The following is a 22,240-nucleotide window of genomic DNA, read 5'->3' on the forward strand; positions in this document are numbered from 1 at the left end:
TTACCATGCCAGCTCCATGCTAACCAGCCTACATTTCGATTGTTCTTCGTATTTATTTTTTCATATTACATCCTCAATCGTATCGTTTGTTTTTTTGTTTTTTCTTTAATATCCTAGAATAAGGATAAGTATGTTCTTGACTCCTTCGACAAATAGTAATATTTGAAGGAGGTGTCTGCTTTGAATGCACAACGGGCTCAAGAAATTGCTTCATCGGCAAATATGGTTAGTGTAACCCACAATGGAGAGTCTATTTATATCGAGCATGTTGATCAGGACAATGGGCTCGCTACTATCCATCCACTTGATGATCCTAATCAAAAACAAAGTGTTGCAGTAACCGAATTAACGGAACAATAAAGATTTTTAAATATGGAGTCCTAAAATAGTAGGGCTCCTCTAAATAATGCAACGGATATAAGGGTGAATGATATGAATCAATTAAAAAGACAATTAAAGGAAATGAATGGAAAAGGTTATAAGGCATATAAAGATCTTCGTGGTACATACGAATTTCCTGAATTTTCATTACATATCGATCACATTCAAAGTGACCCTTTTGCAAGCCCGTCAAGAATACGTGTTTGCTATTTAGGTAACCTCTCCTTTATAAAAAAATCTTGGCTAGAGCAAAGCCATTTGAAGATAGCACTTGAAGATATGATTACTCGTTTGGTCTATAAAGAACTTGAACAATTGAAGAAATCTAAAGACTTATCAATCAGCAAGAAAATCCAAATTGACCGGCCTGGACAGGAAATTCTCTTAAGTACTTCCTGTCTCGTTCAAAAAGATTCAGTAGAATTACGTTTATCAGTTGAGCTTCCTGCCCAAGGGAGACGCATTCTTGGAGAGAAAGCGATTGAGCTTCTATGTCTTGCTATTCCGCAGCTTATCAAACGAACGTTTAACCCGTTTGATCTAAAGAAATGCGAGGAACATCTTCAGCTAGCACAACACCAATATGAAATTCGACATTTTTTAAAAGAAAAGCAGTATATCGCTTTCATCGCGAATGGTTCAATTCTTCCGAGAAAAAGCGGTGTTAGTCAAGAGCCGTTACCACTTAAAGCCGCAAAACCATTTCAATCACCTTCATCGATGGAAATTGAGATACCATTATCAGGGCGCTCCCCTATTAAAGGATTAGCGATACCAATTGGGATTACACTTATTGTTGGTGGGGGCTATCATGGAAAAAGTACTTTATTGCAAGCAATTGAACGTGGGGTCTACGATCATATTGAAGGAGATGGAAGAGAATGGGTCATCAGCGAGCAAACAGCATGTAAGATTAGATCTGAAGATGGTCGCCGTGTCGAGATGGTCAACATCTCCCCTTTCATTTCTAAGCTACCATTTGCAAAGAATACAGAAAGGTTTTCAACAGACAATGCAAGTGGCAGTACATCACAAGCAGCAAATATCGCAGAAGCACTTGAACTTGAATCTAATGTTCTTTTAATAGATGAAGATACTAGTGCAACAAATTTCATGATTCGTGATAATAGGATGCAGCAACTTGTGGCTAAAGAGAAGGAACCCATTACTCCTTACGTAGATAAAATCCGTCAGCTTTATGAAGAGCATGAGGTTAGTACGATTCTCGTTCTAGGTGGGACTGGTGATTACTTTGACGTTGCAGATCATGTGATTATGATGGATGAATATGTTCCTAAGGAAGTAACGTCAGAAGCGAAAAAGATTGCGCAAGCATACAAACAGTCTCGTCTTCATGAAGGAGGGTTAACTTTTGGTGAAGTATCCTGTCGTATATTGAGGAAGGAAGGCTTTTCTTCACAAAAAGGCAAAAAAGAAAAAGCGGATGGGCGTGGAACGAATTATGTGTTCTTCGGTTCTGAGACAATTGATCTCTCACTCGTGGAGCAGCTTGTTCATCCGAGCCAAACGAATGCAATTGCTAACATTCTTCGATACTTGTCTATAGTTAGTATAGATGAAAAAACGACTTTAAATTACCTGCTTGAGGAGTTATTTCTTAAAATTGAACATGAGGGTCTTGATTTTCTTTCTCCTTTCAAAGGGCATCCTGGAAACATGGCTTTACCTCGTAAATATGAAGTAGCAGCAGCAATCAATCGCTTACGAACACTAAATGTAAAAGTCAAATAACCTTTAGTTGTACCTGATACCTGAGGAAAACATCTTTATTAAAGAGGGTGTCGCAAAAGCTAAAAAATAGGACTTTTGCGATACCCTTATGACTTAGGATATGGAAAAATAACAAGTTCATCCCCATCTTTATAGTACGCATAAAAAATTTCGTGGATCCGAAATCCTTTTGTTATAAGCTCTTGGCTTAACCACTGTTCACTTTTTTCAATAGATGATAGATTTGTTTTATAAATTCTGCCTTCTTCTATTACCGGAATGGGTAAATGGCAACTTTTAACGTTTAAACTAATATCTATTGGTCTTACAGTGCGTAGATTTGCTTTAGGTAATACACTTATTTGTCCATTCGGTTCTAAAATGGCATAATCAATGTCATCTATGTTAAGGTATCCTGCTGTTCGAATGGTTGATAAAAGTTCCGTAAGAGAGCAACGAGTTTCATTCAGATTCTCTACAAGCAGTTCCCCCTGCTTAATTAAAACCGTTGGCTGACCAATGATTATTTGTTTAAATATTCGGTGGAAACTTAATTTTGATAACAAAAAATAGAGCAACATAATGAGAATAATACATAAAACAGCATGGAGAAAACCGTTTATTTTTACAGCGCCTAAAGCAGCATACGCTAAAAAAACAACAGTAACTAGATCATGGGCGGTCCATTGTGATAAAAGAGTCTTTCCTAAAAGACGCATCGCAATAAATACAATTAAAAATAAACTAGATATTTTTATCGTTTCAATAAACATCTCTAAACCCCACGTTGTATATTTAAGATTAGTTTCTTCTCCTTTAAAAAAATTATGTTAGCTAAAGTATTTTGACTAATGTTAATAAGCCCTCTTGTGATCCAAGAGAGCTTTATTATTATCAGCTTAAAGTGCAGTTAAATGGCGTTTTTTATTTATAAAGTATGCCCACTCTTTAAAGCCGATTTCCTTTAGCTTTTTCTTTACGATGTCAAACTCATCAGCAATTCGTTCAGGGGTATGGGCGTCTGAACCAAAGGTTGGCATTACATTATAGAATAACGCTCGTTCTAATATCTCATCAGATGGATACCAGCCACCACTATCTTTCGTTTTTCCTGACGTATTAATTTCAATCGCGACATCCTCTTCACCAATTATTTTCAATGTTTGCTCTACAATATCTGTTTGGATGTCAGAAAATGCTGGATAAAACCCTTTCATAGCATCTATATGTCCCAAAATTTGAAATAGCCCGCTTTTTGCGGAAGCTACAATGAGTTGATAATAGCGTTCCTTTACTTGAACCTTTTGTTTGTTCGTTAACTCATCGAATCTTCCCTTTTCAAAGATGTTCCGGTCATCTACATAATGAACGGAGCCGATAATGTAATCAAACGGATGTAACAAATAGTGTTCACGATAAATTTCTAGATGTTCAGGAAAAAAATCACTCTCCATTCCTAGGAGTACATGAATTTGGTCAGCGTATTTTTCCTTTAGTCTCAACACTTCTTCAATATAAGGGACGAGTTCGCTTTTCCCCATGGCGATTAATGGGTATAATTGATCGTCGTTACTATAAAAATGAGGAGAATGGTCCGAGATTCCAATATAATGCAACCCATAGTCGATCGCTTTGGTTACATAATCCTCGATAGTACCAATAGCGTGTCCACAACGGTAATGATGGGTATGTAAGTCAAACATAATAGACAAATTTGTTACTCCTCCCTATTTATTCCTATTATCTATAGTTTAAACCGCGAAACAATCACTTGCAACTCTTCGGTCATTTCGATCTGAATGTGCTGAAATGGAATATTTACAAAATATAGTTATAAAACTGAAAAATCCCTTGAAAGTCACGCTAGGAAGCAGCAATGGCTCCGCACGTTGCTGAGGGCATTGAAATAGGGAAACTCCCCTTTTTCAGTGCCCTCTATAATATACGTTTTGTTCCTTGTTTGGAAAACATTTATTGTATCTTTTTTGGCATCCTTCCCTTATAATTACCAGTTGGAGAAAGGAGGTTATTAGAGTGGCTGAGCTTAAACAATATATCTTTTTTGATTTTGAAATGTTATGTTCTCATGCAGGGATGCCTTATGAAGCGATGGAAGCGATTCGCTTAGGAGCCGTTAAATATGATATTGAAACTGAACAAATTACATCTTTTGATCGTTATATCCAACCGATATCGAACGAGCCGTTGAGTGCTTTTTGTAAGGAACTGACTGGGATTGATAATATCGATTTACAACAGGCAGAGTCTTTTTCTTCCGTATTTGAAGATTTTCTAACATGGGTTGGCGGTGTGAAAAAGTCACGCTTTTTTTCATGGTCCCCTAGTGATTTAACTCGTTTAAAGCTCGATGCTTCTACCCATGGAATCTCTAGCGCCACAGTTAAAAAAATTGAAAAACGGTATGTAGACTTTCAAGCGATATTTTCCAAACGTGTCTCAAAAACAAATCCATCTGTTGAAAAAGGTTTGAATATGTATGGTCTATCTTTTATCGGAGAAAAGCACAATCCAATGTTTGATGCTTACAACACATTACGGATTTATTTAACTTTTTTACAGCAACCTTTAATGACTGATTTAATTATGGCAAAGGCATTTATTTTTGAAAAGGAAGATTTTTCAATCGAACAAATTAATAACCAATTGTTCGAAAAAATTAAAGATGATTTATCTTCTTTGATTGGAAGCGGTGATACGTTTTCGATGAAGGACGCAACGAGATTAGTGAAAAAAACGAAGGCTCTTGTAAAAAAATACAACAACATTCTTATTAACCGTTCAGGCTTATTTAATCAAGATAATGTGATGTTAGTTGAAGAATTAGTCAACTTTTATCATGAGTTTTTGAAAACATATGAAGGTCATGTATCCTATTCAGCAAAGATATTAATTTTTGATGATTATCTTGTTAAGCAAATTAAACAGGTTCATTTGAAGCGAGGATGAAAATCTTCCTTCATACATAAAAAAAGACCATAACGTTTTATGATCTTTTTAATCTAGTTTAGTTCATATTCAAATTTAAAGCTGTTTGAGCTGTTTTCATATCAAGGGTTAATTGTTCTTTCGTATTATGTGGATGATAAAAACCATGGTCAATCATATAAGTTGAAATTGTTAGATGGAATTGAATGGCTTCTTCTAATTGTTGTGTTAATGTATTTCTCACTTCAGGAGTTGCTGCTTCTGTAATTGCAAGTGCATAATTCTTGATTTCGGCTTTTGCGGCTATTAGAATATCGGTCGCAATAACTTGATCCGTTAATGGCGCCATACCTGTTATTTTCTCAATAAGCTGATTCATCTTAATACCCCCAACTATGATAAATGATTTTGTAGCTGTTGAATATGACGTGTATGCATATCAGCATTCTGCTGCATAATCGTTTTTAAGTTTTCGTCTGTTACAAGCCCTTGCATAACCGCTGCTTTAGTAAGGCACAAGCTCTTAAATGTAACTAATTCATGTAGTTCGAGCGTTTCGTGTACTCCTAGGTTTTCTCGCATTTTCTCACCACTTTCTTAATTATTAGTTCGTTAAGACTCTTTCCGCATAGCTAATGTCTTTTTGAAGTTGTTGAGGGACATTATAGGCGTCATAAATTCCACGTTCTTGTAAAAAAACGTAAATCTGCTCATGTTGCTGGATCGCGCTTCTTAGCTCTTGTGTTAAAAAAGTCCTGATTTCTGGTGATGTTGATTCCGTAATCGCTGCAGCAAGGTCTTTTACTGCCGCTTTCGCTTCAAAAAGCATATTCGTTGCTATTGCGTGATCTGTAGGACTTAACTCTTTTTCCATTTTTCTTCCCTCCACAATTATTGATTCATTTGGGTCATAGCTTTGCTGAGTATGTCTTTCATTTGTGTTACGGATGTTTGTCCTAGTTTCATACTCTGTTCCACTAATGCTTTTAATTCTGAGTTTTCAACCGTTTTTAATCGAGTTTTGTCTTGAGCTAAGCAAGTACCCTTAAAATTGATTAACTCACGTAAATCGGTCACTTCATGAACACCATATTGATTGCTTTCCATGCTCTCACCTCCGTTTTCTTCATCGTTAGGTTTCGCCATTGTTTTACAGTTATTCCTTGAAACCATGTAAAATTTTTAAAAAAGGCTATGCCAAAAGGTTTTTTAAAACCTTTTGGCATAGCCTTGCACGCTTTAAGCATTAAGACAGTCCCTTCATGATTTATGAACCATTTTTTAAGTTTTTTAGTACTGTAGGCATGTCCGCTTTGTTTTGTTTTCTTTTTTTGTCATGTTTTGTTTGTTCCTCTGAGTTGACCGACTTAAAACGAGCTGCATCCATCCCATCAATAATATTAGTCATCTTTCATCCCTCTTTTCCATTTATGGTGTAAGTTCTAAAAGTTTTTGTGATGCTCGTTGTACGTTATCGAGCATATCGGATAAAGTATCTGTCATGTTAGAAAGTGGAGTCCCTTCTTTTTAATTTCTTAAAAAGGGTTGTCCAAAAGGTTGATATCACCTTTGGACAACCCCTGGAACTAGCGGTTATGGATGACTGGATCTTTTTCACCCTCAAGAACTCGATTCGAAACAAACTTATGGAAAAAATACTCACCAACCGCTATAACAACAGCGTTAATAAATGCAACTGACAACGGTACAGTTACCCCGTAAAGAAAAGGACCGATTAACCAAATTGCCAGTGTTGTTAAACCAAGGTCTGCTAACGTTGCAACCGTGTTATTTGTAAACCTAAGAATACCAATATCACCAATAATATAACTTGCTGCGATAATGATAATCGCTAGGGCAAATGTATCGCCAATTGGGTAATTGTAAAAAAGTGACATTATAATTAACAAAACGAAGGCCACCATGAACGTCTTTACAATGATTGCACTTAAATGTCTCATTCCAATCACCTCCTGTTTATTTGATTATCGGGCACACTTAGTATAAGAAAAGAATTTTAATTGATTCTGAAAAATATTGTGAATTAGAGTAGAATTTTTCTGTTTTTCCAATTACTCTTCTCTTAACGGAAGGTCACGTCCCTCCGCTCCCACTGATTTTTCAGTATTTAGATTACCACTCATATCGTTAAGGCCTTTTTTGTTTGTTTTTGATTTCCCGAGATAATTGGTCTTATGTTTTTCTTGGACATCAATAAACTTGTCAAAATCCTGATTAACCATGCTGCACCCCCTTTATTGTTGTAGAATAAGTATTTAATGATTTATTATTCAGTTTCCGTAAGAGGTAAAAAAATTTTGAATATAAAGTTGTTGATTTTTTGCACATTCGACTTCTTGTTTTGGAGATAAAAATACGCTATTTGTTTTTACTTACGTCCCCATTTCCTAAAATTTTGTATATTTTTTACAGAAAATCATTCGATTCGGGTTGATTCGACGAAAAACGACCTAAATAGTAATGACTAAACCCAAATATTTTTTCTGTATTTAAGAACAATATAGTTGAAGATGTATTTAGCATAAATCTTAATAAAAAGAAGGCATGTCGATGGAAAAAAGAACTGAATCTATTTTATGGAGTATTGCATTACCTGGATTTTCACAAATGTTAAATGGGAGGCTATTTAAAGGAACCGTTTTTATCTTTCTTGAAGTTTTAATTAATGTGCAGGCAAAACTAAACTTGGTCATTATTCCGAGTTTTCATGGTGACATGCAGACGGCTATTGATTTAACCAATTATCAATGGTTGATGTTTTACCCGTGTCTTTACATGTTTGCAATGTGGGATGCTTATCGAGACGTTGGTGGAGGCAAGTATTCAAGCTATGCATTTATTCCGTTTGTGGCAGCGGCTATTACATCAACTATTGGCGTAATTTATTCTCCTACTTTAAAACTTTTTGGATGTTTAATCGGGCCTATTTTTCTTCCCATTCTATTTTTACTGATTGGATTTGTTTTGGGATTATGTATTAAAGTCTATCTTCATAAAAAAAACAGCTAGGCATAAGGACATGTTTTTAATTTTTTCTAACTTGAAAAATGTAACCATTTAAAGATGGTACATACGATGTTTATCTGACTAGTTGAGGAACTAGCCTCGGAGTGGAGTTGTGGATGGATACGAATGATATTTTGGCATTCGGGCAAATAATCCTTTGATGCTCATGGGTAATGCTCTCCCAAAAAGGACACCAAGCAAATGTTAAAGTTGATTACGCTTAAGCTAGTAGTAATTTCTTACATTGCCATTCAACAATGGTAACCTAACAAATGACCGAGACTCTTATGAATTATTATAAACAAGAATAAGATGATCGTTTTTATGTAAAGTGAAACAACATCCTATGTTATATTGCGATGTTGTTTCATCCTAATTTAATGAATGACGTCCGGCTCAGGCTTCTACCACTTATAAACTCATCAATTAACATTTTAAAGTCAATTATAAAAAAGAAAATCAATTATTAACAACTTTATCTTCTAGTTAGAGCTTCCTAGAAGAGCGGTCTAGGGCGAACGACTGGGGACCCAAAACCATACCCTAATGTTCCTGCAGCTGGATAACCATATGCAGGAGGATATCCGTACCCTGTACCATATCCTAATCCACTAACAAGAAGACCTCCTCCTAAAAACCCTAAACCAGCACCAATAAGACCGGCACTTATTGGTGCAACACCAGCCCCATATCCGAATCTCCCGTACCCTACTGGTGTATACCCATATCCGTACATTTACATTCTCCTCTCGAAAATACAGATTGTTCCATAATCAATTCACTTTACAATATGTAAAATCAGCCCTATGTGTATAGGCATAGGTCACTATCTAAGAAAATTGAAATGGTGTTAATAACAAAAAAGAACCCCGTAAATGGAGTTCTTATTACTAAGATGCTATTTGTTTTCATTCACCAATTGTTGCAAACGTTCTTTACACTTAGTCACCATTTCCTGATCATTCTTTTCGAGCGCTTCATGTAAATCCATTAACACATAATCAATTTCTAATTTTTTTGTGTTTTTTGACTCTTCTCTCGATGCTGGAAGTGCCAGTTTATTAGTGTTTTCATTTCTGCCTTTTTGGATTACTTGTATTTCTTCTTCTCTCTTGTCAGCTCTACTTTTGGCTCTTGTGTAGATATTTTGAATCCCCATCTTCTTCTTTCTTGCATCAAAAAGAAGCTGGCTTAGAGTGAGCGAAAAAATCTTGTCGTGTATAACTAGTTCATCTATTGTTAGAATGTATGAATCTTGTTTTTCTTTAAACGAAAGTTCATACTCATTTTCTCCTATAACAAGTGCATGATGTTCCTCTTTTGTTAACCATTTGTACGAATGTGTTTGCTTTATTTGAGCGATAAAACAATCGACAAGTGCTTTTTCAATTTCTAATTGAATGTTTTCAAATCGACTTAAAAATTTCATTGCTTCACCTCTATATAATTATTTTTAGGAATCGATTGCAGGAGGTGACTAAGTTCAGTGAGTATTTATATACTCAATACTATCAGTATAGCATGATTAATAAGTCAATCTATCGGTAATTACTGTAAGATAGACGAAACAGGCCAATTGTTTAATGGTATTCTTACTTATGTAGAAAAGTAGAAGAAATTAAAAAAACCCTCTTTTTTAGAGGGTTTATAATTAAAATTGATTATCTGGATGTAGGTTGTTTTGCATTAATTTTTGAGTTTGGTTAATTTGTTCTACTGATGCAGGAGCGGTTTTATACCAGCCCTTTTGACTCATAACTTCATAAAGCTGAATTTGGTTGTCATTGGCGTTGTCTAACCATTGTTGGTAAATTTTGCGAAGCTCCTGATGTGATGTTTCTAGCATTGTCTGACTAATACTTCGGCATCTTCCTTTTTCTAGTTCAAGGCAAAGCTGTAGCATCTCTCTATCCGTTAAGCCACGTCCTTCAATATTATTAGGCATTTAATTCACCTCCCATTTACTGAATCATACCGGAACGATTAAAATATTGTGATAAGTCGGCAATTTTTAACTGGTGCTTTTCTGCAAGCCCCTCTAGTAACGCTTTTAATTCAGTGTCATTACATTGGGAAGCACACCAGTTAATCGTCTTCGCTGTTATTTCTTCTGCCCGGATTTCATCCTCTATGAAGGCCAATTCTTTCGTTGTGAGTTGGGTCATAGTTGCCACCTCCTAAATAGTCACTTTCGATATCCATAGTATTCTTGGATCACCAAGATTTTATCCGTTTTTGTAACACTTAAAACGTTTTTATCATTCTAGTATTTAATGTTCATTAGCGTTTCTTTGTCTTTAACCGTTGTGTAACTTGGCGATAAGTTAAATGTAGTTCTAGGTTACTTAAGAATGAGAGGTATTGATATGTGACTGTTTAATTATGAACTTTGATAACCGAAAATCCTTTAAATAAACATATTTATCTCCTAATGTTAATACACTTAAAAAAAGGACAAGTTCGTTGAAAAAGGGTGAATGACTATGATCTTAATCGTATTTCAAAACATCCATGTTTCATGCCAATGAGACATTCCGTTAAAGCTTATACATTAGTGACCTTAGGAGGAGCGTTACAAGGTCTTGCAATGGCGCTCTTCTTATTTCCTCATTCTATTCCTTCGGGTGGAGCAGGAGGGTTAGCTGTTTTATTGAACCATTGGTTTAATATCCCTTTAAGTTTCGCTTTATGGTTTGTGAATTTTTCTTTGTTGCTCTTAGCGATTAAATGGTTAGGAAATGCCAGTGCTATTGGAACGATGTTTGGCATTTCTATCACATCACTAAGTATTTATTTTTTTAATCTAAATATGTACTTGCCTCCGTCTAATGTATGGATTGATTTACTCATTGGTTCCATCATATTAGGCTGTGGAATTGGCATTCTCCTAAGGCAGGATGTATCAAATGGTGGAATGGGAGTATTAGCCCTTATTTTTTCAAAACACCGTAATATTCCTCCCGGTAAGCCTCTATTTTTATTAAATGGTTCCATTTTCGTTCTGACGGCTTATATTATTGATTGGCATATTGTTATTCAAGCACTCATCTCTCAGGGGTTAGCAACTAGGATTGTTGATTTCGTTTTCAAAATAAAATGGAAACAACCAAAACCACCACATATAATCCTCGTACGTAAAAAATAGTGTGTCTAACCCTGTTTTTCTATTGAGACACCATTTAATTGAGTGATGATTGGCGATGAGATTGTCTAATATTAAAGCCCTTCTCTCCTTTCCCTTCTCATCGGATATCCGTCAAAGGTTGTAGCAACGGTAGCGGGAGCACCAGGAACATAAAATATAATAGCCGGGATTGAAGAAGCCAGATTAAAGTACCCCGATCATGGTGTTAGTTCTGGAAGTGCTCCTATAAGGATCCAAATTGTAAGATCAACAGATGTTTCTTCCACTTGAAAAAACTAACCATATCCTACCCTCTGTAATAAAGACTAGGATATGATACTCACCCAATGAGGGATCTGTGTTTTATTCTTCTTTCTTCTTCTCGTCTCCTAGCTCGACTTTTTTGCCACCGACTGTTAAGTAAGAATATACTTCTAATTCTGGTTTAAGCTTTGTTAATCCTTGTAAGTATGGTTTTACTAAATCCTTAAAATCCTCGTACACACCTTCTTCTTCAAGTTGTCCATAAACATACATTTTTTTCTTTTCCTCTTCCATTAAAAAAGCCATATAACCCACCGGCTTGTTATCATCAGTCACAACGTTTAATACTTGTGCATCTTCCTTCATAAATTCAGGTGAAAAGTAAATTTGCATTGTAACATCCTCCTATTTATTCAGTCGTTACTTGTAAACGTTTAAATAATGTGTTCTCGTTATCGTCTTTCTTCTCTGCACCTTTTGGATTTTTTGCATGAATAAGAAGTAGACTTAATATCCCTAATAAAAGGGTCAATCCAGCAGTACTTAAGAACATGCCAGTTCTTGACCAATTCATTAACGTTTCAAATATTGGTGGTCCAGCTGCTACACCAAGAAATCGGACCGAACCGTATAAAGACGTAACAAATCCTCTAATATTTTGGCCAACAGATCCAGTGATTAAACTGTTCAAGCACGGTAGCACAAGTCCAGTTCCAATGCTACTAATAACAAGAATGGATATAAATGGAGTTAATGTTGTGAAGAACACTAACGTTGCAAACGAGATGGTCATAAACGAAAAGCCTAATATAATTAATTTTTTCATTCGTTTTAAGTCTTTCCCAATTTTACTTCCAGTTATATAAGATGTACTCATCATAAATAATAACGGAATAGCTAGAATGGCTCCTTTTAAAACTCCGTCGATTTCATATTTCGTTTCAAGAACATCTGATAGGTAAAATAAAATTCCGAAAAGAGTAAAGAGGCATGTTGCTCCGGCTAAATATGCTGTAAATAACCACCGTCCTTCAGATTTGAAGACAGAAAATAATCCTTTGGCATAGGTTCCAAAAGGAGGAGCCTCCTTCTTTTTCTTTTTTTCCTTTACAAAAAAAGCAGTTAACAGCAAGGAGATGAGGACAAAGATTGGGAAACCCCAAAAAGGCCCATACCAAACTAATAAAGCCAAAAGGGAGCCTACTATTGGTGAAAGTACTTTTCCAAAGCCATTTGAAGCTTCAACAAGACCTAACACCTTACTTTGTTCTCCTCCTTTAAATAAATCCCCCGTTAAGGCCATGGCAATTGGCGCTGTCCCCGCTGCACCGATTCCTTGTAATGCGCGACCTACCATAATCCATAAAAAAGGATTATTAAACCATGCAGCAGCAATACCAGCTAATAAGCCCCCTATACCATACATTGATAATGCAGGAATAATAATGGCCTTCCTTGAGAATCGGTCGGATAAATATCCTAAAATAGGGATCGCGATGGCCGCTGTTATAGAAAAGATGGTAATCGTTAAACTTGCTTTAAAAGCCGTTATCCCAAGTTCAGATTCCATCCGAGGTAGAATGGGAATGAGCATGGAATTCCCTAATGTCATGATTAACGGAATTGACCCAATTGCTAAAATTACTAATCCTTTTTTTGTTTTCTCGGCCATTTGCCACCACTCCTTCATTGCTCTGAGACAAACGTAAAATAAATAAGCACAAAGATAATGTACCCTTGAAAATTATTATTTATCAAAGCCAACAAATCCCACTATAATTATCGCTTGTTCGTTAAATCTAATGATTGATGTTTATATAGAAAGGAGTGAAATGTGTTGACTAATCAAAAGTCCGGTAATGACGTTGGTACTAGAGGTGAGAGCTTCCATGTTTATAGTGTAGATGCAAGAAAAACGGATTTTGAAGCCTCTTATGAATATGCAAGTGGAAATCGCACGGCAAAATCGCGTTCAAAGGTAAATGATAAGCAAAAGTAAATTTTTATGTTTTAATGTATTTATTTTACAATGAGACAGACAATAGTTTTGGGTAATCCCAAAATAAACGTTGGAGGTAACAAAGAATGAATGTAGCGGCACATGAGTTATTAGAAACATCGGAGGCATTACGAACAAAAGCAGCAGAAATTGAACAGCACGGTATGTTTGCGAACCAATGTCAGGATCAAAACTTAAAAAGTATTTTAATGAAGCATCAGCAACAAATGATTATGGCATACCAGCAAGGTGTAAACCTTATGAATGGGAAAGGTGCTCAAGTAAGTCATATCGCTCCTTCGTTCCAAGGTCAACAAACGAACACTGGGATGCACCGACAAGTAAGCATGTCAGCTCCAATGCCTAATACGCAATCTTTATCTGACCAAACGATGGCTACTTTAGCATTAAATGCACACAAAGCAGGTGCGATGATGGGAATGCAATGGGCAAACGAATGTGTGGATCCACAACTTCGTATGTACCATGTAAATGGTGCGAATCTTTGTCAAGAAATGGCATATGAAATCTGGGCATGGATGAACCAAAATGGTTACTACCAGCCTTCAACATTTAGCACGACACAAACTTCTCAAATGACTGAAATGTTTCAGCCGATGACAACAACAATGAATATGAACCGCATGAATCAAACTGGTTATCATATGCAATAATTTTATGGTTCAAGATGCTTAAAGGTTTAGCCTTTAAGCATCTTATTTTTTATAAAATGACAGTTCTCAAGCAAATGAAAACGATTCTAAATGGCTTTACCTAGTTCTACGTTTACATTGTATCGACTCTATATGTTGTTTATATTCGATAATGAGAACGCATGAAAAAGCCCATTAGAATTAATTTAATCCTAGTGGGCTACAATACTATTTTTTATCTTTGATTCTTAACAAACGTAAACTATTTAAGGTGACGATAATCGTTGCCCCCATGTCTGCTAAAATGGCAATCCAGAGAGTTAACCAACCAGGCACGACTAACAATAAAGCAAGAAGCTTAATTCCAATCGAGAAGCTAATATTTTGTTTAATAATCGCCATTGTCTTATGACTAAGTCGAATCAAATATGGAAGCTTCTTTAAATCATCCCCCATAAGAGCAATATCAGCAGTCTCAAGGGCTGTATCAGTTCCTGCACCACCCATGGCAATTCCTACAGTCGAAGCAGCTAAAGCAGGTGCGTCATTTACACCATCTCCAACCATTGCTACCTTCCCATACTCTGAGCGCAACTCTTTAACATAGGTCAGTTTATCTTCCGGCATCAGTTCTGATTGAACCGTTACGCCAATCTGTTGCCCAATTGCAGTCGCAGTACGATGGTTATCACCTGTTAGCATAATCGTTTTATGAATACCTGCAGCTTTGAGTTCTTTTATTACTTCCCGACTCGTTTCTCGTGCTTCATCCGCAACCGCAACTATTGCTAACAATTGCTGCGTTGTTCCTATCATCATCACGGTTTTTCCTTGATCTTGCATACGGAGAATGTCATCTTCTGTCGTAGAAGGTATTTTATGAACTAGTATCTCAGTCAATAAAGCTGGACTTCCGACAAAATATGTTGTCCCTTCTACTACCCCTTTTATTCCTTTACCTGTGAGAGAAGAAAAATCTTCAACCAAAACATCTTTGTATGAAATCCCTTCTTGTTCAGCTTTTTTGACAATCGCTGAAGCAAGTGGATGTCCAGAGCGATATTCAAGAGCTGTAAGGATTCGTACTATGTCTTGTTGTTCTTGTTCAGTTTTATAGACAATTAAATCTGTTACTACTGGTTCTCCTTTTGTTAATGTTCCTGTTTTATCAAAGGCAATGGCTTTTAATGCTCCCGCTTCTTCTAAATAGACTCCACCTTTTACAAGAATCCCATTTTTTGCTGCATTACCGATTGCAGTTACAATGGATACGGGAGTTGAAATGACAAGTGCACATGGGCAACCAACAACGAGGACAGCTAGCCCTTGATACAGCCAAGTGGTCCAATGTGCGTCAAAAACGAGAGGCGGAATAATCGCAATTAACGCTGCAATGATCATGATAATTGGTGTATAGTATTTGGCAAATCGATCGATAAATGCTTGGGATGGGGCACGTTCCCCTTGTGCTTCTTCAACAAGATGAATGATTTTCGCAATTGTTGTATCATCCACATGCTTAGTCACTTCTACCTCAAGAAGGCCTTCCTCATTAAGCGTACCAGCAAATACAGAGTCACCGTTCGTTTTTTCGACTGGTACAGATTCTCCTGTAACTGCTGCTTGATTGACAGCGGAATACCCACTTATAACGACACCATCCATCGCTATTTTCTGCCCTGGCTTTACAATCATGATGTCACCAATTTCAATGTCCCGAACATTTATAACAAGTTCTTTTCCATTTCTTCTTATAGTTGCTTCCTTTGGTGCGATATCCATAAGGGAACGAATTGATTGTCTTGCTTTATCCATAGAATAACGCTCAAGTGCCTCGCTTATGGCAAAGAGTATTACGACGATTGCACCTTCCGTCCATTCCCCTATAATGGCAGCACCTATTACAGCTACAGTCATTAATGTTTTCATATCGAATTGTAAACGAATTAAGTTCACGACACCTACTTTAAAAAGTGAAAACCCACCAATAACCATAGAAACAATAAAAAGAAGAATCGCGTTTAAATGGCCTTCTCCATATATAGATTGGGCAATGAATCCAAGACCTAGAAAAATACTAGAGAGAATAACGGTTTTATTTTTCTTAAGAAAAGGTTCCTTATCTAATTTCTGAGGCTCCCCTGAGTCTGAAGTGACTTTTAGTTTTTCAAAAGCTCCTGCTTTTTCTAAGTCTTTAATTGTTGTTTCTCCATATACAGTAAGTTTGGAGGCACCAAAGTTAACTTTTGCATCGGAAACACCATCCAGGTGCTTCACGTTCTTTTCGAACGTAGCTGCACAGCCTGCTCAGCTGAAACCTTGAACACGGTAAACTTGCTTTTGATCGGAACGAACATGTTCATTCTTCACGATTGTTTACCTCCTTCCCATGAATAATTGCAGTTTTAATAATGAGCCTAACATGCTCATCATCTAAGGAATAAAATACTAATTTCCCTTCTTTGCGGCTTTTCGTAATCCCCAAATTACGTAACAGACGTAAATGGTGTGAAACGGTCGCAGTTGTTGCTCCTATAATATTGGCAACATCGCAAACGCATAATTCATCTTCTTGTAATAAACTATAAGCAATCTTTAATCGCGTTTCATCAGCTAAAGCTTTAAAAATACCCGCAATTGGTGTGAGATTTTCTGCTCCCACGATTGTAGTTACTCGTTTAACCTTAGCTTCGTCATAACAGAAAACCTCGCAAGTATCCTGTATTTTTTTTGTTGGTTTATTCATACGCATACACCTTCAGTCAAATAGTTATTTGATTATTAGTTTATGCTTCATTTGACCAACTGTCAATCAAATAATCAAATGAACATTTGAATGAATTTTAAAAAAGCAGCTCCACTATTTTCTGGGAGACTGCTTTATATGTATGTCATTTAACTTAGTTCGGTTCAATTAACGCATAGATTTTTTTTTTAGCATAGCTTGATGTGCCTTTTCAATAATATCTTTTAAAACATCTCCTTTATAGACTCTACCGAATTTAGTGTTTTCTTGATAATATGTAACGATTTCATCTAATTTATCTGATGTGTCCTTATCAATCCTTACATTCAACTGGATTTTACTTTCATTCTCCACAGTTTCCCTCCTTAATACCTTGCTATCATATGCTATCATCTTGCTATCATGTTGTTAGTGGATGATAGCATCTTTCTACATTATATAAGGGATTATGTAGAATTGAAAGGTTTTCTGTTGTTAATATAGCTTCTATTTTGTTAAGATAGCACTAATTAGCACGATTGCTTGTAAATCTAGAACAAATTTTATACTGAAGGTGAAAACATGAATTCTAAGGAAATGGAAGAACAAATCATTAACAACTATCAAAAAGACGAGCATATGATGATTCTCGTTTTTGCACAATGGTGTGTGAATCATCATCTCGATCCTGAAGAATTGTATTTGCGCGCTTATCCGAATCAAGCTGTGAATCATGCATTAAAGCATGCTCTCGAATTAACAGTTCCAAAAGAGGAATCAGAAGAGATTGCAAATGAAACATTACTAGGTGTGCTCTCTTTATTTGGAAACGATGATTTGGCATTCGTTGTTACAGAAGAAATTAATAAGGACATTAAAAAGGTGTGACATTTGATTTGTCACACCTTTTTTATTTATTCCTTTTTTCCTTCTTTTGAAACATTTTTCGTATCTTTTATCTTGTGAACTTTTTTCTTTTGAGAATGATTTTGACTCTTTTTTCCTTGGTTATTTTGACCGTTTTTAATATGTTCTTTGAATTCCTTTTTATCTACATTCTTTTCATTTCCTTTATTTGATTGTTCGGCTTGTTTCTCCTTATTACTGTTTTGTTCCTTCTGTCCTTGACCAGTACCAGGTGTTTTATTATTTTGAGCATCTTCTATTTTGTCTGTCTTTTTAGAACGGTTGTTATTCGAGTTTTCTTCATGTTTATTACGTTTTTGTTCGTCTTTATCTTTCAATTTCTTATCAGAATTGCCGCGGTTTTCTTTTTCCATTTTTTTCAGCTCTGAAAGGCTTTTATTTTCGATTTCTTGAGGCGTTGTTACGATCCCCATATTTTCGAGAACTTTATATTCTTTTAAATAATTAATTGACATATTTAAACTTTTTGCTTCTTCATATAAGTCTTTCTTTTCTTGAACAACAACAACGTCTGATGTTTGATGATTTTGTTCAAGAGACGCTTCTATCGATTGTTGAAGTTTAAGTATATTTGTAGTGTCGTTCTCTTCTAATGGTACAACTGAAGTTGCTATTAGAGAGTGTTCATGGATAAAGCCTTGTTTAACAGTTTGATCGACAATTTGTTGCATAACATCATATAAATGATCCTTTGTTTGAATGGTAGCTAAAATCTGTTTGCCGTCTTCATTTAAAGCTTTCGTTCGAATGATTTGTAATTGTTCATCTGTGACGATTTCAATACTTGGATTAATGTCAACTGTTATAATAAATGCTTCTTCCGCTTGACCACCAAACGGAAACATAAATGAAGCCACTAATAAGAAAACAAAAACTGCTGCAACGGAAGCGTATTTATAAAGGGAGAACGTTCCTTTTCCTTTTTCGACATAGGTAAATGTCTGACCTATCAATGGTATATCTGATGACGATTTTGTTCTCGGTATATTTTTAAACGTACCTTCTTCGGTAAGTAGGACGATCTGTGTGTTCGTTACTTTCATTACAATCCCACTAATCGTTTTCATCTAGTGTCCCTCCTCTTTTCTTATAAATTGCGAAAGTTGTTCCCAATGTGGATTTATCTCAAGTAAGATTAGCGTTATAAGGTATTTACGGTGCCTTTCTAACAGCTTTTTGTTATAACCCATTTTCTTTGAAATCGCTGAAATCGGTAGCTTCTTTTTTCTTTGTAACTGAGTCATACATTCACTATCTGCTGCTATGTTAGAGGCTACCTCAAACAAATGCATTCTTGAATCACGATGTTTTGGACTGTGGTCCTCTAGCTCTTCAAACGAAATTTTATATGGACGGAGTGCTTCATCTAACTCAAGAATTTCTTCTACTATTTCCATTGAACGGACTTGTTTTTGAAAATGAGCGACTGATGTTTTGAATTCTTGTTCGGTTGCTGCCGTTTCTTCTTCTCCTGCTAATAGGTTTAACGAGAGATGTTTTTCTCTTTTTTCTTTTCGGAAATAATCAATGAGATCACGGTTCATTAAAAGATAAGCATAGCTTAAAAACTGTCTGCCTCCGTTGTCATCAAAAGTATCAATTGCTCGATTAAATGCTAGAAGGGCTATACTTGCTTCCTCATCGCTCCATGTAATATATCTTTTCGAGATGTGTCCCGTTGCGTTAATGATGTATGGTTTGTAATGCCGGATCATTCGTTCGCGCGCAAGTTCATCTCCTGATTTTGCCAATATTAACTCTTTTTGTTCATCACTATTCATTGTGCCAACACCTTCTCCAGTTGCGCTCTTCTATAAAGATAGCACGATAAAGAATACTAGAAAATAGGTAACAACTAGAAGCTGTTACCCATCGTCTAATTTTCTTTCGTAAGGCTGTTCAATTTCGCTATTACTTGTCTTGTTTTTCTTTCCCTTTTCCAAGCCCGTTCCCTTTTTGTTTGTCTTGTCCTTTTGCTTTATCATTCTTCACTTTTTTGCCTTCTTTTGATCTTAGCTCATCTTCTTTAACAACTGATGTAGTCTCTTCTTCTGTCGAAAAATCGTCGTCTGATACGTCCTCATTCTCTTTTTGTTTTAAAGCTTTCTTTACTGCTTTAAGTTCAGCCTTTTGAGCTTTTCTCTCTTCTTTTTCTAGTTGCTTTTGCTCTTTTCTTTCGTGTGCTAGTTCACGCTTTTGCTTCGCTCTTTCCTGATTCGCAAGAGCTTTTTCAATACCATTTCGCGCTGATTCCGGAAGATCATCACGAGTAAGCATTAATTGTAGGTTAACACCACGCATGGATGTTTTTTCAGAAACGATTTCTTCTAACTCTTCTTTTTCTTCATCCGCTTCTTCTTCAGACTCTTCAATGTTCTCTTCCGTTACAGGTACCATAAGCTCCTGAATCGCTTCAACGTTAGTATTATATTTTTCTAATAATCTGGCAGCCTCTTCGTAACGTCCTTCCGCAAGGAGACCAGTAATTTGATCAATTGTTTGAGATACAAACTCAGCTAATAATGAGACTTTTTCTTTTTCACTGTCTGTTAATTCGACTGCAACTTTTTGGTATAAATCAACAAAGTCAATTAATTCATAATCGATACTAACATCTTCGACAGTGACAGTCTCTTCTTGCGCAGTTTCAGCTTCTGCATTTGTTGTTTCTTCCTCGGCGTATGCAGTTGAGGCTAGTAATGTTGAGGCTAATAGAACAGTTATCATTTTTTTCATTCGTCTCTTCCTTTCCTTCACTTAATGTATTTCAATGTTTTTTCTGAATTCTTCTGCTTTTGCACTATTTTGTTCATATGTTTCGAGTGGTGTTAAGAATGTAACGATTAAAGTTTCTTCACCAGCTTGTTCTCTGTAAATATCAGAACGAATGCTTTCGTTTTCCCTCATTTGAAATGAAAGATAATCTTCAGATTCATCAAGTACTTTTACAAAATCTCGATTTAACTTAAGCTCTTGTTTGATTTGCTCAAGGGAGCGTTCTCCTGGAATGATGGAGACAATTGCACGAACATCGTCCCGCTTAAAAGTTGCATTAAAAGGTTCATTCGATACGACGGAGTCTAACACCCAGTTACTTGATTCATAGATTGTTAAGCCAGCCTCTTCGTTTTCAAAAAATACAACTTTTTCTTTTTCACTTGCTTTAATCACACTGTTTTGTGAACTACATCCTCCAACAGCTATCAAAACTGCTATGCATAGCAAAAACACACGTGGTTTGAACATTTAGGCACCTCTCTTCTATGTACATAGGTTATCGCAGCTGCTTACATTACTCTATACGATCCTGATTTTATTTTTAAGGGGGCTTAAAAATAATATTAAAAATAAAAAGGAGCAGGATGTCCAATTGGAACATCCTGCTGTATCTTTCAAGATTTTAAAGCGCATCTTTTATCATTTGATAGGATTCTTTATTACAGATAATATATAGCACCGCATTATCAGGAATATTTTCTTGGAGACGGCGATTAATGTCAAGATTATCCCTGTCTGCAATTAGTGTTGCTCCCTGTTTTAGCAAATCCTGAAAGGCATCATGATATGTAACCCATGTCTTCTTTTTAGCAATTTTATATAAGTCTTCCCCATGTTGACGACTAATTAACTGTGAATATACTTGGCTAACTCCTTTATATAAGGCGGAACGAACAGCAAGGCGAGAAATCGTTTCCTGTGATAAAATAAATTCATCAACTTTACTATGTGAAAAGTTGGAGACGTGACTTTCTGTCATGACTTCAACAGTCGTATGTACGGCTGGAGCTAGTCTTTCAACCGTAATAGAGACAAGTAAGGTTTTTGCATCCCTTAAAGAGGGATCTTGGATATTGTCATCTGCAAAAATAATAACTGATCTTGCTTTTTGAATATTGGCATTTCGTAAAGTCTCTTCCTCGGTTGGGTCTCCCTGTATGTAGTGAATTCTAGAATGGGTATAGTCAACAGGTGCTTTTTCTAATGTATCAATAATAACAATTTCTACATTAGGATCAGAATCAAGAATTTCTTCAACTGCAAATTCGGACTTTTTACTCCATCCGATAATCATTACATGATTTTCCTTTTGATAATTCACCTTTCCTGCCTCCCTTTTCTGTCTGAAAATCGTAAACGCTTCGACTATTTTTCCGATAACGACGCCTAGTAAGCCAATACCGAATAAATACATAAAAACAGCAAATAGCTTTCCTGCCATCGATATTGGTGAATAATCACCATAGCCTACGGTAGAAAAGGTTGTCATTACGAAATAAAAAGTATTAAGAGGGCTTTCAAAAGTTGTTGGTTCAAGAAAATACATAAAAAAAGTACAAAAGAGAATGAAAATAACGGTTGTTAGCAAGAGTGTTAGATTTTTCATTTTTAATAAGTTTAAGCCTAGTTTTAATAGGATGTGCATGGAAATCCCTCCTTTCATCGTGTTTGAAAAAAACGCAGGT

At 35.9% G+C, this 22,240-nt stretch carries 32 protein-coding genes; 8 read left to right on the forward strand and 24 right to left on the reverse strand.

Going from position 1 to position 22,240, the window contains the following annotated elements:
* The first annotated feature begins 180 nt into the window (after positions 1 to 180).
* Positions 181 to 360: a small acid-soluble spore protein H gene (locus B1R93_RS18700; RefSeq protein WP_088105459.1), complete on the forward strand. Its 180-nt coding sequence runs from the start codon at positions 181 to 183 to the stop codon at positions 358 to 360.
* Between the two features lie 72 nt (positions 361 to 432).
* On the forward strand, positions 433 to 2,133 hold the full coding sequence (locus B1R93_RS18705) for an ABC-ATPase domain-containing protein (RefSeq protein ID WP_088105460.1): 1,701 nt from the start codon (positions 433 to 435) through the stop codon (positions 2,131 to 2,133).
* A gap of 86 nt (positions 2,134 to 2,219) precedes the next feature.
* On the opposite strand, the gene B1R93_RS18710 is transcribed toward B1R93_RS18705, so the two are convergent.
* Positions 2,220 to 2,885 (reverse strand): DUF421 domain-containing protein, encoded by a 666-nt coding sequence (locus tag B1R93_RS18710; RefSeq protein ID WP_088105461.1) that lies wholly within the window; start codon positions 2,883 to 2,885, stop codon positions 2,220 to 2,222.
* A gap of 126 nt (positions 2,886 to 3,011) precedes the next feature.
* Entirely contained in the window at positions 3,012 to 3,818 is an 807-nt protein-coding gene (locus B1R93_RS18715) for a histidinol-phosphatase (RefSeq protein WP_088105689.1), read from the reverse strand.
* A gap of 328 nt (positions 3,819 to 4,146) precedes the next feature.
* On the opposite strand from B1R93_RS18715, the gene B1R93_RS18720 reads away from it, so the two are divergent.
* Entirely contained in the window at positions 4,147 to 5,079 is a 933-nt protein-coding gene (locus B1R93_RS18720; RefSeq protein ID WP_088105462.1) for a 3'-5' exonuclease, read from the forward strand.
* A 58-nt stretch (positions 5,080 to 5,137) separates the two neighbouring features.
* Here B1R93_RS18720 and B1R93_RS18725 read toward each other — a convergent pair whose 3' ends face one another.
* The 7 genes from B1R93_RS18725 to B1R93_RS23120 all read right to left on the reverse strand — a co-directional run bounded on the left by B1R93_RS18725 (position 5,138) and on the right by B1R93_RS23120 (position 7,301).
* Positions 5,138 to 5,437, reverse strand: coding sequence for a spore coat protein (locus tag B1R93_RS18725; RefSeq protein ID WP_088105463.1), 300 nt, complete (start codon positions 5,435 to 5,437; stop codon positions 5,138 to 5,140).
* 14 nt (positions 5,438 to 5,451) lie between these two features.
* Positions 5,452 to 5,640, reverse strand: a complete 189-nt coding sequence (locus B1R93_RS18730) for a hypothetical protein (RefSeq protein ID WP_088105464.1) — start codon at positions 5,638 to 5,640, stop codon at positions 5,452 to 5,454.
* 22 nt (positions 5,641 to 5,662) lie between these two features.
* Entirely contained in the window at positions 5,663 to 5,932 is a 270-nt protein-coding gene (locus B1R93_RS18735; RefSeq protein WP_088105465.1) for a spore coat protein, read from the reverse strand.
* Between the two features lie 17 nt (positions 5,933 to 5,949).
* Positions 5,950 to 6,165: a hypothetical protein gene (locus tag B1R93_RS18740; RefSeq protein ID WP_088105466.1), complete on the reverse strand. Its 216-nt coding sequence runs from the start codon at positions 6,163 to 6,165 to the stop codon at positions 5,950 to 5,952.
* A 160-nt stretch (positions 6,166 to 6,325) separates the two neighbouring features.
* Complete coding sequence (locus tag B1R93_RS23115; RefSeq protein ID WP_165763874.1) at positions 6,326 to 6,466, reverse strand: hypothetical protein; 141 nt, start codon at positions 6,464 to 6,466, stop codon at positions 6,326 to 6,328.
* Positions 6,467 to 6,644: 178 nt separating this feature from the next.
* Positions 6,645 to 7,019 (reverse strand): DUF2512 family protein, encoded by a 375-nt coding sequence (locus B1R93_RS18745; protein ID WP_088105467.1) that lies wholly within the window; start codon positions 7,017 to 7,019, stop codon positions 6,645 to 6,647.
* A gap of 111 nt (positions 7,020 to 7,130) precedes the next feature.
* Complete coding sequence (locus tag B1R93_RS23120; RefSeq protein ID WP_165763875.1) at positions 7,131 to 7,301, reverse strand: hypothetical protein; 171 nt, start codon at positions 7,299 to 7,301, stop codon at positions 7,131 to 7,133.
* Positions 7,302 to 7,629: 328 nt separating this feature from the next.
* Here B1R93_RS23120 and B1R93_RS18750 point away from each other — a divergent pair, with 328 nt between their 5' ends.
* Positions 7,630 to 8,088 carry a hypothetical protein gene (locus tag B1R93_RS18750; protein ID WP_088105468.1) on the forward strand — a complete coding sequence of 153 codons (459 nt, stop codon included), beginning with the start codon at positions 7,630 to 7,632 and terminating at the stop codon, positions 8,086 to 8,088.
* 493 nt (positions 8,089 to 8,581) lie between these two features.
* On the opposite strand, the gene B1R93_RS18755 is transcribed toward B1R93_RS18750, so the two are convergent.
* The 4 genes from B1R93_RS18755 to B1R93_RS18770 form a co-directional block, all read right to left on the reverse strand.
* Positions 8,582 to 8,821, reverse strand: a complete 240-nt coding sequence (locus B1R93_RS18755) for a hypothetical protein (RefSeq protein ID WP_088105469.1) — start codon at positions 8,819 to 8,821, stop codon at positions 8,582 to 8,584.
* A gap of 162 nt (positions 8,822 to 8,983) precedes the next feature.
* Positions 8,984 to 9,514, reverse strand: a complete 531-nt coding sequence (locus B1R93_RS18760; protein WP_088105470.1) for a hypothetical protein — start codon at positions 9,512 to 9,514, stop codon at positions 8,984 to 8,986.
* A gap of 222 nt (positions 9,515 to 9,736) precedes the next feature.
* A complete protein-coding gene (locus B1R93_RS18765; RefSeq protein ID WP_088105471.1) occupies positions 9,737 to 10,030 on the reverse strand; it encodes a spore coat protein in 294 nt (97 codons plus the stop codon).
* Positions 10,031 to 10,046: 16 nt separating this feature from the next.
* Complete coding sequence (locus B1R93_RS18770; protein WP_088105472.1) at positions 10,047 to 10,250, reverse strand: hypothetical protein; 204 nt, start codon at positions 10,248 to 10,250, stop codon at positions 10,047 to 10,049.
* A gap of 359 nt (positions 10,251 to 10,609) precedes the next feature.
* Here B1R93_RS18770 and B1R93_RS18775 point away from each other — a divergent pair, with 359 nt between their 5' ends.
* Positions 10,610 to 11,230 (forward strand): YitT family protein, encoded by a 621-nt coding sequence (locus B1R93_RS18775; RefSeq protein ID WP_207634177.1) that lies wholly within the window; start codon positions 10,610 to 10,612, stop codon positions 11,228 to 11,230.
* Between the two features lie 71 nt (positions 11,231 to 11,301).
* On the opposite strand, the gene B1R93_RS23745 is transcribed toward B1R93_RS18775, so the two are convergent.
* From B1R93_RS23745 to B1R93_RS18785, 3 genes are all read right to left on the reverse strand, one after another.
* The gene (locus tag B1R93_RS23745) at positions 11,302 to 11,412 is read right to left on the reverse strand and encodes a tripartite tricarboxylate transporter permease (RefSeq protein ID WP_133058687.1); all 111 of its coding nucleotides are present in this window, start codon (positions 11,410 to 11,412) and stop codon (positions 11,302 to 11,304) included.
* Between the two features lie 160 nt (positions 11,413 to 11,572).
* Complete coding sequence (locus B1R93_RS18780; protein WP_088105473.1) at positions 11,573 to 11,866, reverse strand: hypothetical protein; 294 nt, start codon at positions 11,864 to 11,866, stop codon at positions 11,573 to 11,575.
* 16 nt (positions 11,867 to 11,882) lie between these two features.
* Positions 11,883 to 13,145: an MFS transporter gene (locus tag B1R93_RS18785; protein ID WP_088105474.1), complete on the reverse strand. Its 1,263-nt coding sequence runs from the start codon at positions 13,143 to 13,145 to the stop codon at positions 11,883 to 11,885.
* Between the two features lie 165 nt (positions 13,146 to 13,310).
* On the opposite strand from B1R93_RS18785, the gene B1R93_RS23125 reads away from it, so the two are divergent.
* Positions 13,311 to 13,472: a hypothetical protein gene (locus B1R93_RS23125; RefSeq protein ID WP_165763876.1), complete on the forward strand. Its 162-nt coding sequence runs from the start codon at positions 13,311 to 13,313 to the stop codon at positions 13,470 to 13,472.
* A gap of 86 nt (positions 13,473 to 13,558) precedes the next feature.
* Positions 13,559 to 14,146, forward strand: a complete 588-nt coding sequence (locus B1R93_RS18790; protein ID WP_088105475.1) for a spore coat protein — start codon at positions 13,559 to 13,561, stop codon at positions 14,144 to 14,146.
* Between the two features lie 207 nt (positions 14,147 to 14,353).
* Here the strand turns inward: B1R93_RS18790 and B1R93_RS18795 are convergent, their stop codons facing one another.
* The 3 genes from B1R93_RS18795 to B1R93_RS18805 form a co-directional block, all read right to left on the reverse strand.
* Positions 14,354 to 16,495 carry a heavy metal translocating P-type ATPase gene (locus B1R93_RS18795; protein ID WP_280949495.1) on the reverse strand — a complete coding sequence of 714 codons (2,142 nt, stop codon included), beginning with the start codon at positions 16,493 to 16,495 and terminating at the stop codon, positions 14,354 to 14,356.
* Positions 16,485 to 16,871, reverse strand: a complete 387-nt coding sequence (locus B1R93_RS18800) for an ArsR/SmtB family transcription factor (protein WP_088105477.1) — start codon at positions 16,869 to 16,871, stop codon at positions 16,485 to 16,487. Before B1R93_RS18800 ends, B1R93_RS18795 begins: the two co-directional genes overlap by 11 nt.
* Before the next feature lie 168 nt (positions 16,872 to 17,039).
* Positions 17,040 to 17,225 carry a hypothetical protein gene (locus B1R93_RS18805; protein WP_088105478.1) on the reverse strand — a complete coding sequence of 62 codons (186 nt, stop codon included), beginning with the start codon at positions 17,223 to 17,225 and terminating at the stop codon, positions 17,040 to 17,042.
* 207 nt (positions 17,226 to 17,432) lie between these two features.
* Between B1R93_RS18805 and B1R93_RS18810 the strand changes: the two genes are divergently transcribed.
* Complete coding sequence (locus B1R93_RS18810) at positions 17,433 to 17,738, forward strand: hypothetical protein (protein WP_088105479.1); 306 nt, start codon at positions 17,433 to 17,435, stop codon at positions 17,736 to 17,738.
* A 26-nt stretch (positions 17,739 to 17,764) separates the two neighbouring features.
* On the opposite strand, the gene B1R93_RS18815 is transcribed toward B1R93_RS18810, so the two are convergent.
* The 5 genes from B1R93_RS18815 to B1R93_RS18835 form a co-directional block, all read right to left on the reverse strand.
* Positions 17,765 to 18,844, reverse strand: a complete 1,080-nt coding sequence (locus B1R93_RS18815; RefSeq protein WP_088105480.1) for an anti-sigma-I factor RsgI family protein — start codon at positions 18,842 to 18,844, stop codon at positions 17,765 to 17,767.
* A complete protein-coding gene (gene sigI / locus B1R93_RS18820) occupies positions 18,845 to 19,558 on the reverse strand; it encodes an RNA polymerase sigma-I factor (protein WP_088105481.1) in 714 nt (237 codons plus the stop codon).
* A 130-nt stretch (positions 19,559 to 19,688) separates the two neighbouring features.
* Positions 19,689 to 20,513: a DUF5667 domain-containing protein gene (locus tag B1R93_RS18825; protein ID WP_088105482.1), complete on the reverse strand. Its 825-nt coding sequence runs from the start codon at positions 20,511 to 20,513 to the stop codon at positions 19,689 to 19,691.
* Between the two features lie 21 nt (positions 20,514 to 20,534).
* Positions 20,535 to 21,023, reverse strand: a complete 489-nt coding sequence (locus tag B1R93_RS18830) for a hypothetical protein (RefSeq protein ID WP_088105483.1) — start codon at positions 21,021 to 21,023, stop codon at positions 20,535 to 20,537.
* Between the two features lie 154 nt (positions 21,024 to 21,177).
* Positions 21,178 to 22,200: a potassium channel family protein gene (locus B1R93_RS18835; protein ID WP_088105484.1), complete on the reverse strand. Its 1,023-nt coding sequence runs from the start codon at positions 22,198 to 22,200 to the stop codon at positions 21,178 to 21,180.
* Positions 22,201 to 22,240: the final 40 nt, after the last annotated feature.

It is taken from the genome of Halalkalibacter urbisdiaboli (assembly GCF_002156385.1).
In the GTDB taxonomy this organism is placed as follows: Bacteria; Bacillota; Bacilli; order Bacillales; family Bacillaceae_D; genus Halalkalibacter_A; species Halalkalibacter_A urbisdiaboli.

Coding starts and splice junctions, on each gene's coding strand:
- B1R93_RS18725 (WP_088105463.1), bottom strand. CDS start 5,437: ATGAATCAGCTTATTGAGAAAATAACAGGTATGGCGCCATTAACGGAT.
- B1R93_RS18760 (WP_088105470.1), bottom strand. CDS start 9,514: ATGAAATTTTTAAGTCGATTTGAAAACATTCAATTAGAAATTGAAAAA.
- sigI (WP_088105481.1), bottom strand. CDS start 19,558: ATGAATAGTGATGAACAAAAAGAGTTAATATTGGCAAAATCAGGAGAT.
- B1R93_RS18825 (WP_088105482.1), bottom strand. CDS start 20,513: ATGAAAAAAATGATAACTGTTCTATTAGCCTCAACATTACTAGCCTCA.
- B1R93_RS18735 (WP_088105465.1), bottom strand. CDS start 5,932: ATGGAAAAAGAGTTAAGTCCTACAGATCACGCAATAGCAACGAATATG.
- B1R93_RS18835 (WP_088105484.1), bottom strand. CDS start 22,200: ATGCACATCCTATTAAAACTAGGCTTAAACTTATTAAAAATGAAAAAT.
- B1R93_RS18815 (WP_088105480.1), bottom strand. CDS start 18,844: ATGAAAACGATTAGTGGGATTGTAATGAAAGTAACGAACACACAGATC.
- B1R93_RS18740 (WP_088105466.1), bottom strand. CDS start 6,165: ATGGAAAGCAATCAATATGGTGTTCATGAAGTGACCGATTTACGTGAG.
- B1R93_RS18750 (WP_088105468.1), top strand. CDS start 7,630: ATGGAAAAAAGAACTGAATCTATTTTATGGAGTATTGCATTACCTGGA.
- B1R93_RS23120 (WP_165763875.1), bottom strand. CDS start 7,301: ATGGTTAATCAGGATTTTGACAAGTTTATTGATGTCCAAGAAAAACAT.
- B1R93_RS18790 (WP_088105475.1), top strand. CDS start 13,559: ATGAATGTAGCGGCACATGAGTTATTAGAAACATCGGAGGCATTACGA.
- B1R93_RS18705 (WP_088105460.1), top strand. CDS start 433: ATGAATCAATTAAAAAGACAATTAAAGGAAATGAATGGAAAAGGTTAT.
- B1R93_RS18780 (WP_088105473.1), bottom strand. CDS start 11,866: ATGCAAATTTACTTTTCACCTGAATTTATGAAGGAAGATGCACAAGTA.
- B1R93_RS18770 (WP_088105472.1), bottom strand. CDS start 10,250: ATGACCCAACTCACAACGAAAGAATTGGCCTTCATAGAGGATGAAATC.
- B1R93_RS18710 (WP_088105461.1), bottom strand. CDS start 2,885: ATGTTTATTGAAACGATAAAAATATCTAGTTTATTTTTAATTGTATTT.
- B1R93_RS18775 (WP_207634177.1), top strand. CDS start 10,610: ATGAGACATTCCGTTAAAGCTTATACATTAGTGACCTTAGGAGGAGCG.
- B1R93_RS18785 (WP_088105474.1), bottom strand. CDS start 13,145: ATGGCCGAGAAAACAAAAAAAGGATTAGTAATTTTAGCAATTGGGTCA.
- B1R93_RS18810 (WP_088105479.1), top strand. CDS start 17,433: ATGAATTCTAAGGAAATGGAAGAACAAATCATTAACAACTATCAAAAA.
- B1R93_RS18730 (WP_088105464.1), bottom strand. CDS start 5,640: ATGCGAGAAAACCTAGGAGTACACGAAACGCTCGAACTACATGAATTA.
- B1R93_RS18755 (WP_088105469.1), bottom strand. CDS start 8,821: ATGTACGGATATGGGTATACACCAGTAGGGTACGGGAGATTCGGATAT.
- B1R93_RS18800 (WP_088105477.1), bottom strand. CDS start 16,871: ATGAATAAACCAACAAAAAAAATACAGGATACTTGCGAGGTTTTCTGT.
- B1R93_RS18830 (WP_088105483.1), bottom strand. CDS start 21,023: ATGTTCAAACCACGTGTGTTTTTGCTATGCATAGCAGTTTTGATAGCT.
- B1R93_RS18765 (WP_088105471.1), bottom strand. CDS start 10,030: ATGCCTAATAATATTGAAGGACGTGGCTTAACGGATAGAGAGATGCTA.
- B1R93_RS18745 (WP_088105467.1), bottom strand. CDS start 7,019: ATGAGACATTTAAGTGCAATCATTGTAAAGACGTTCATGGTGGCCTTC.
- B1R93_RS23115 (WP_165763874.1), bottom strand. CDS start 6,466: ATGACTAATATTATTGATGGGATGGATGCAGCTCGTTTTAAGTCGGTC.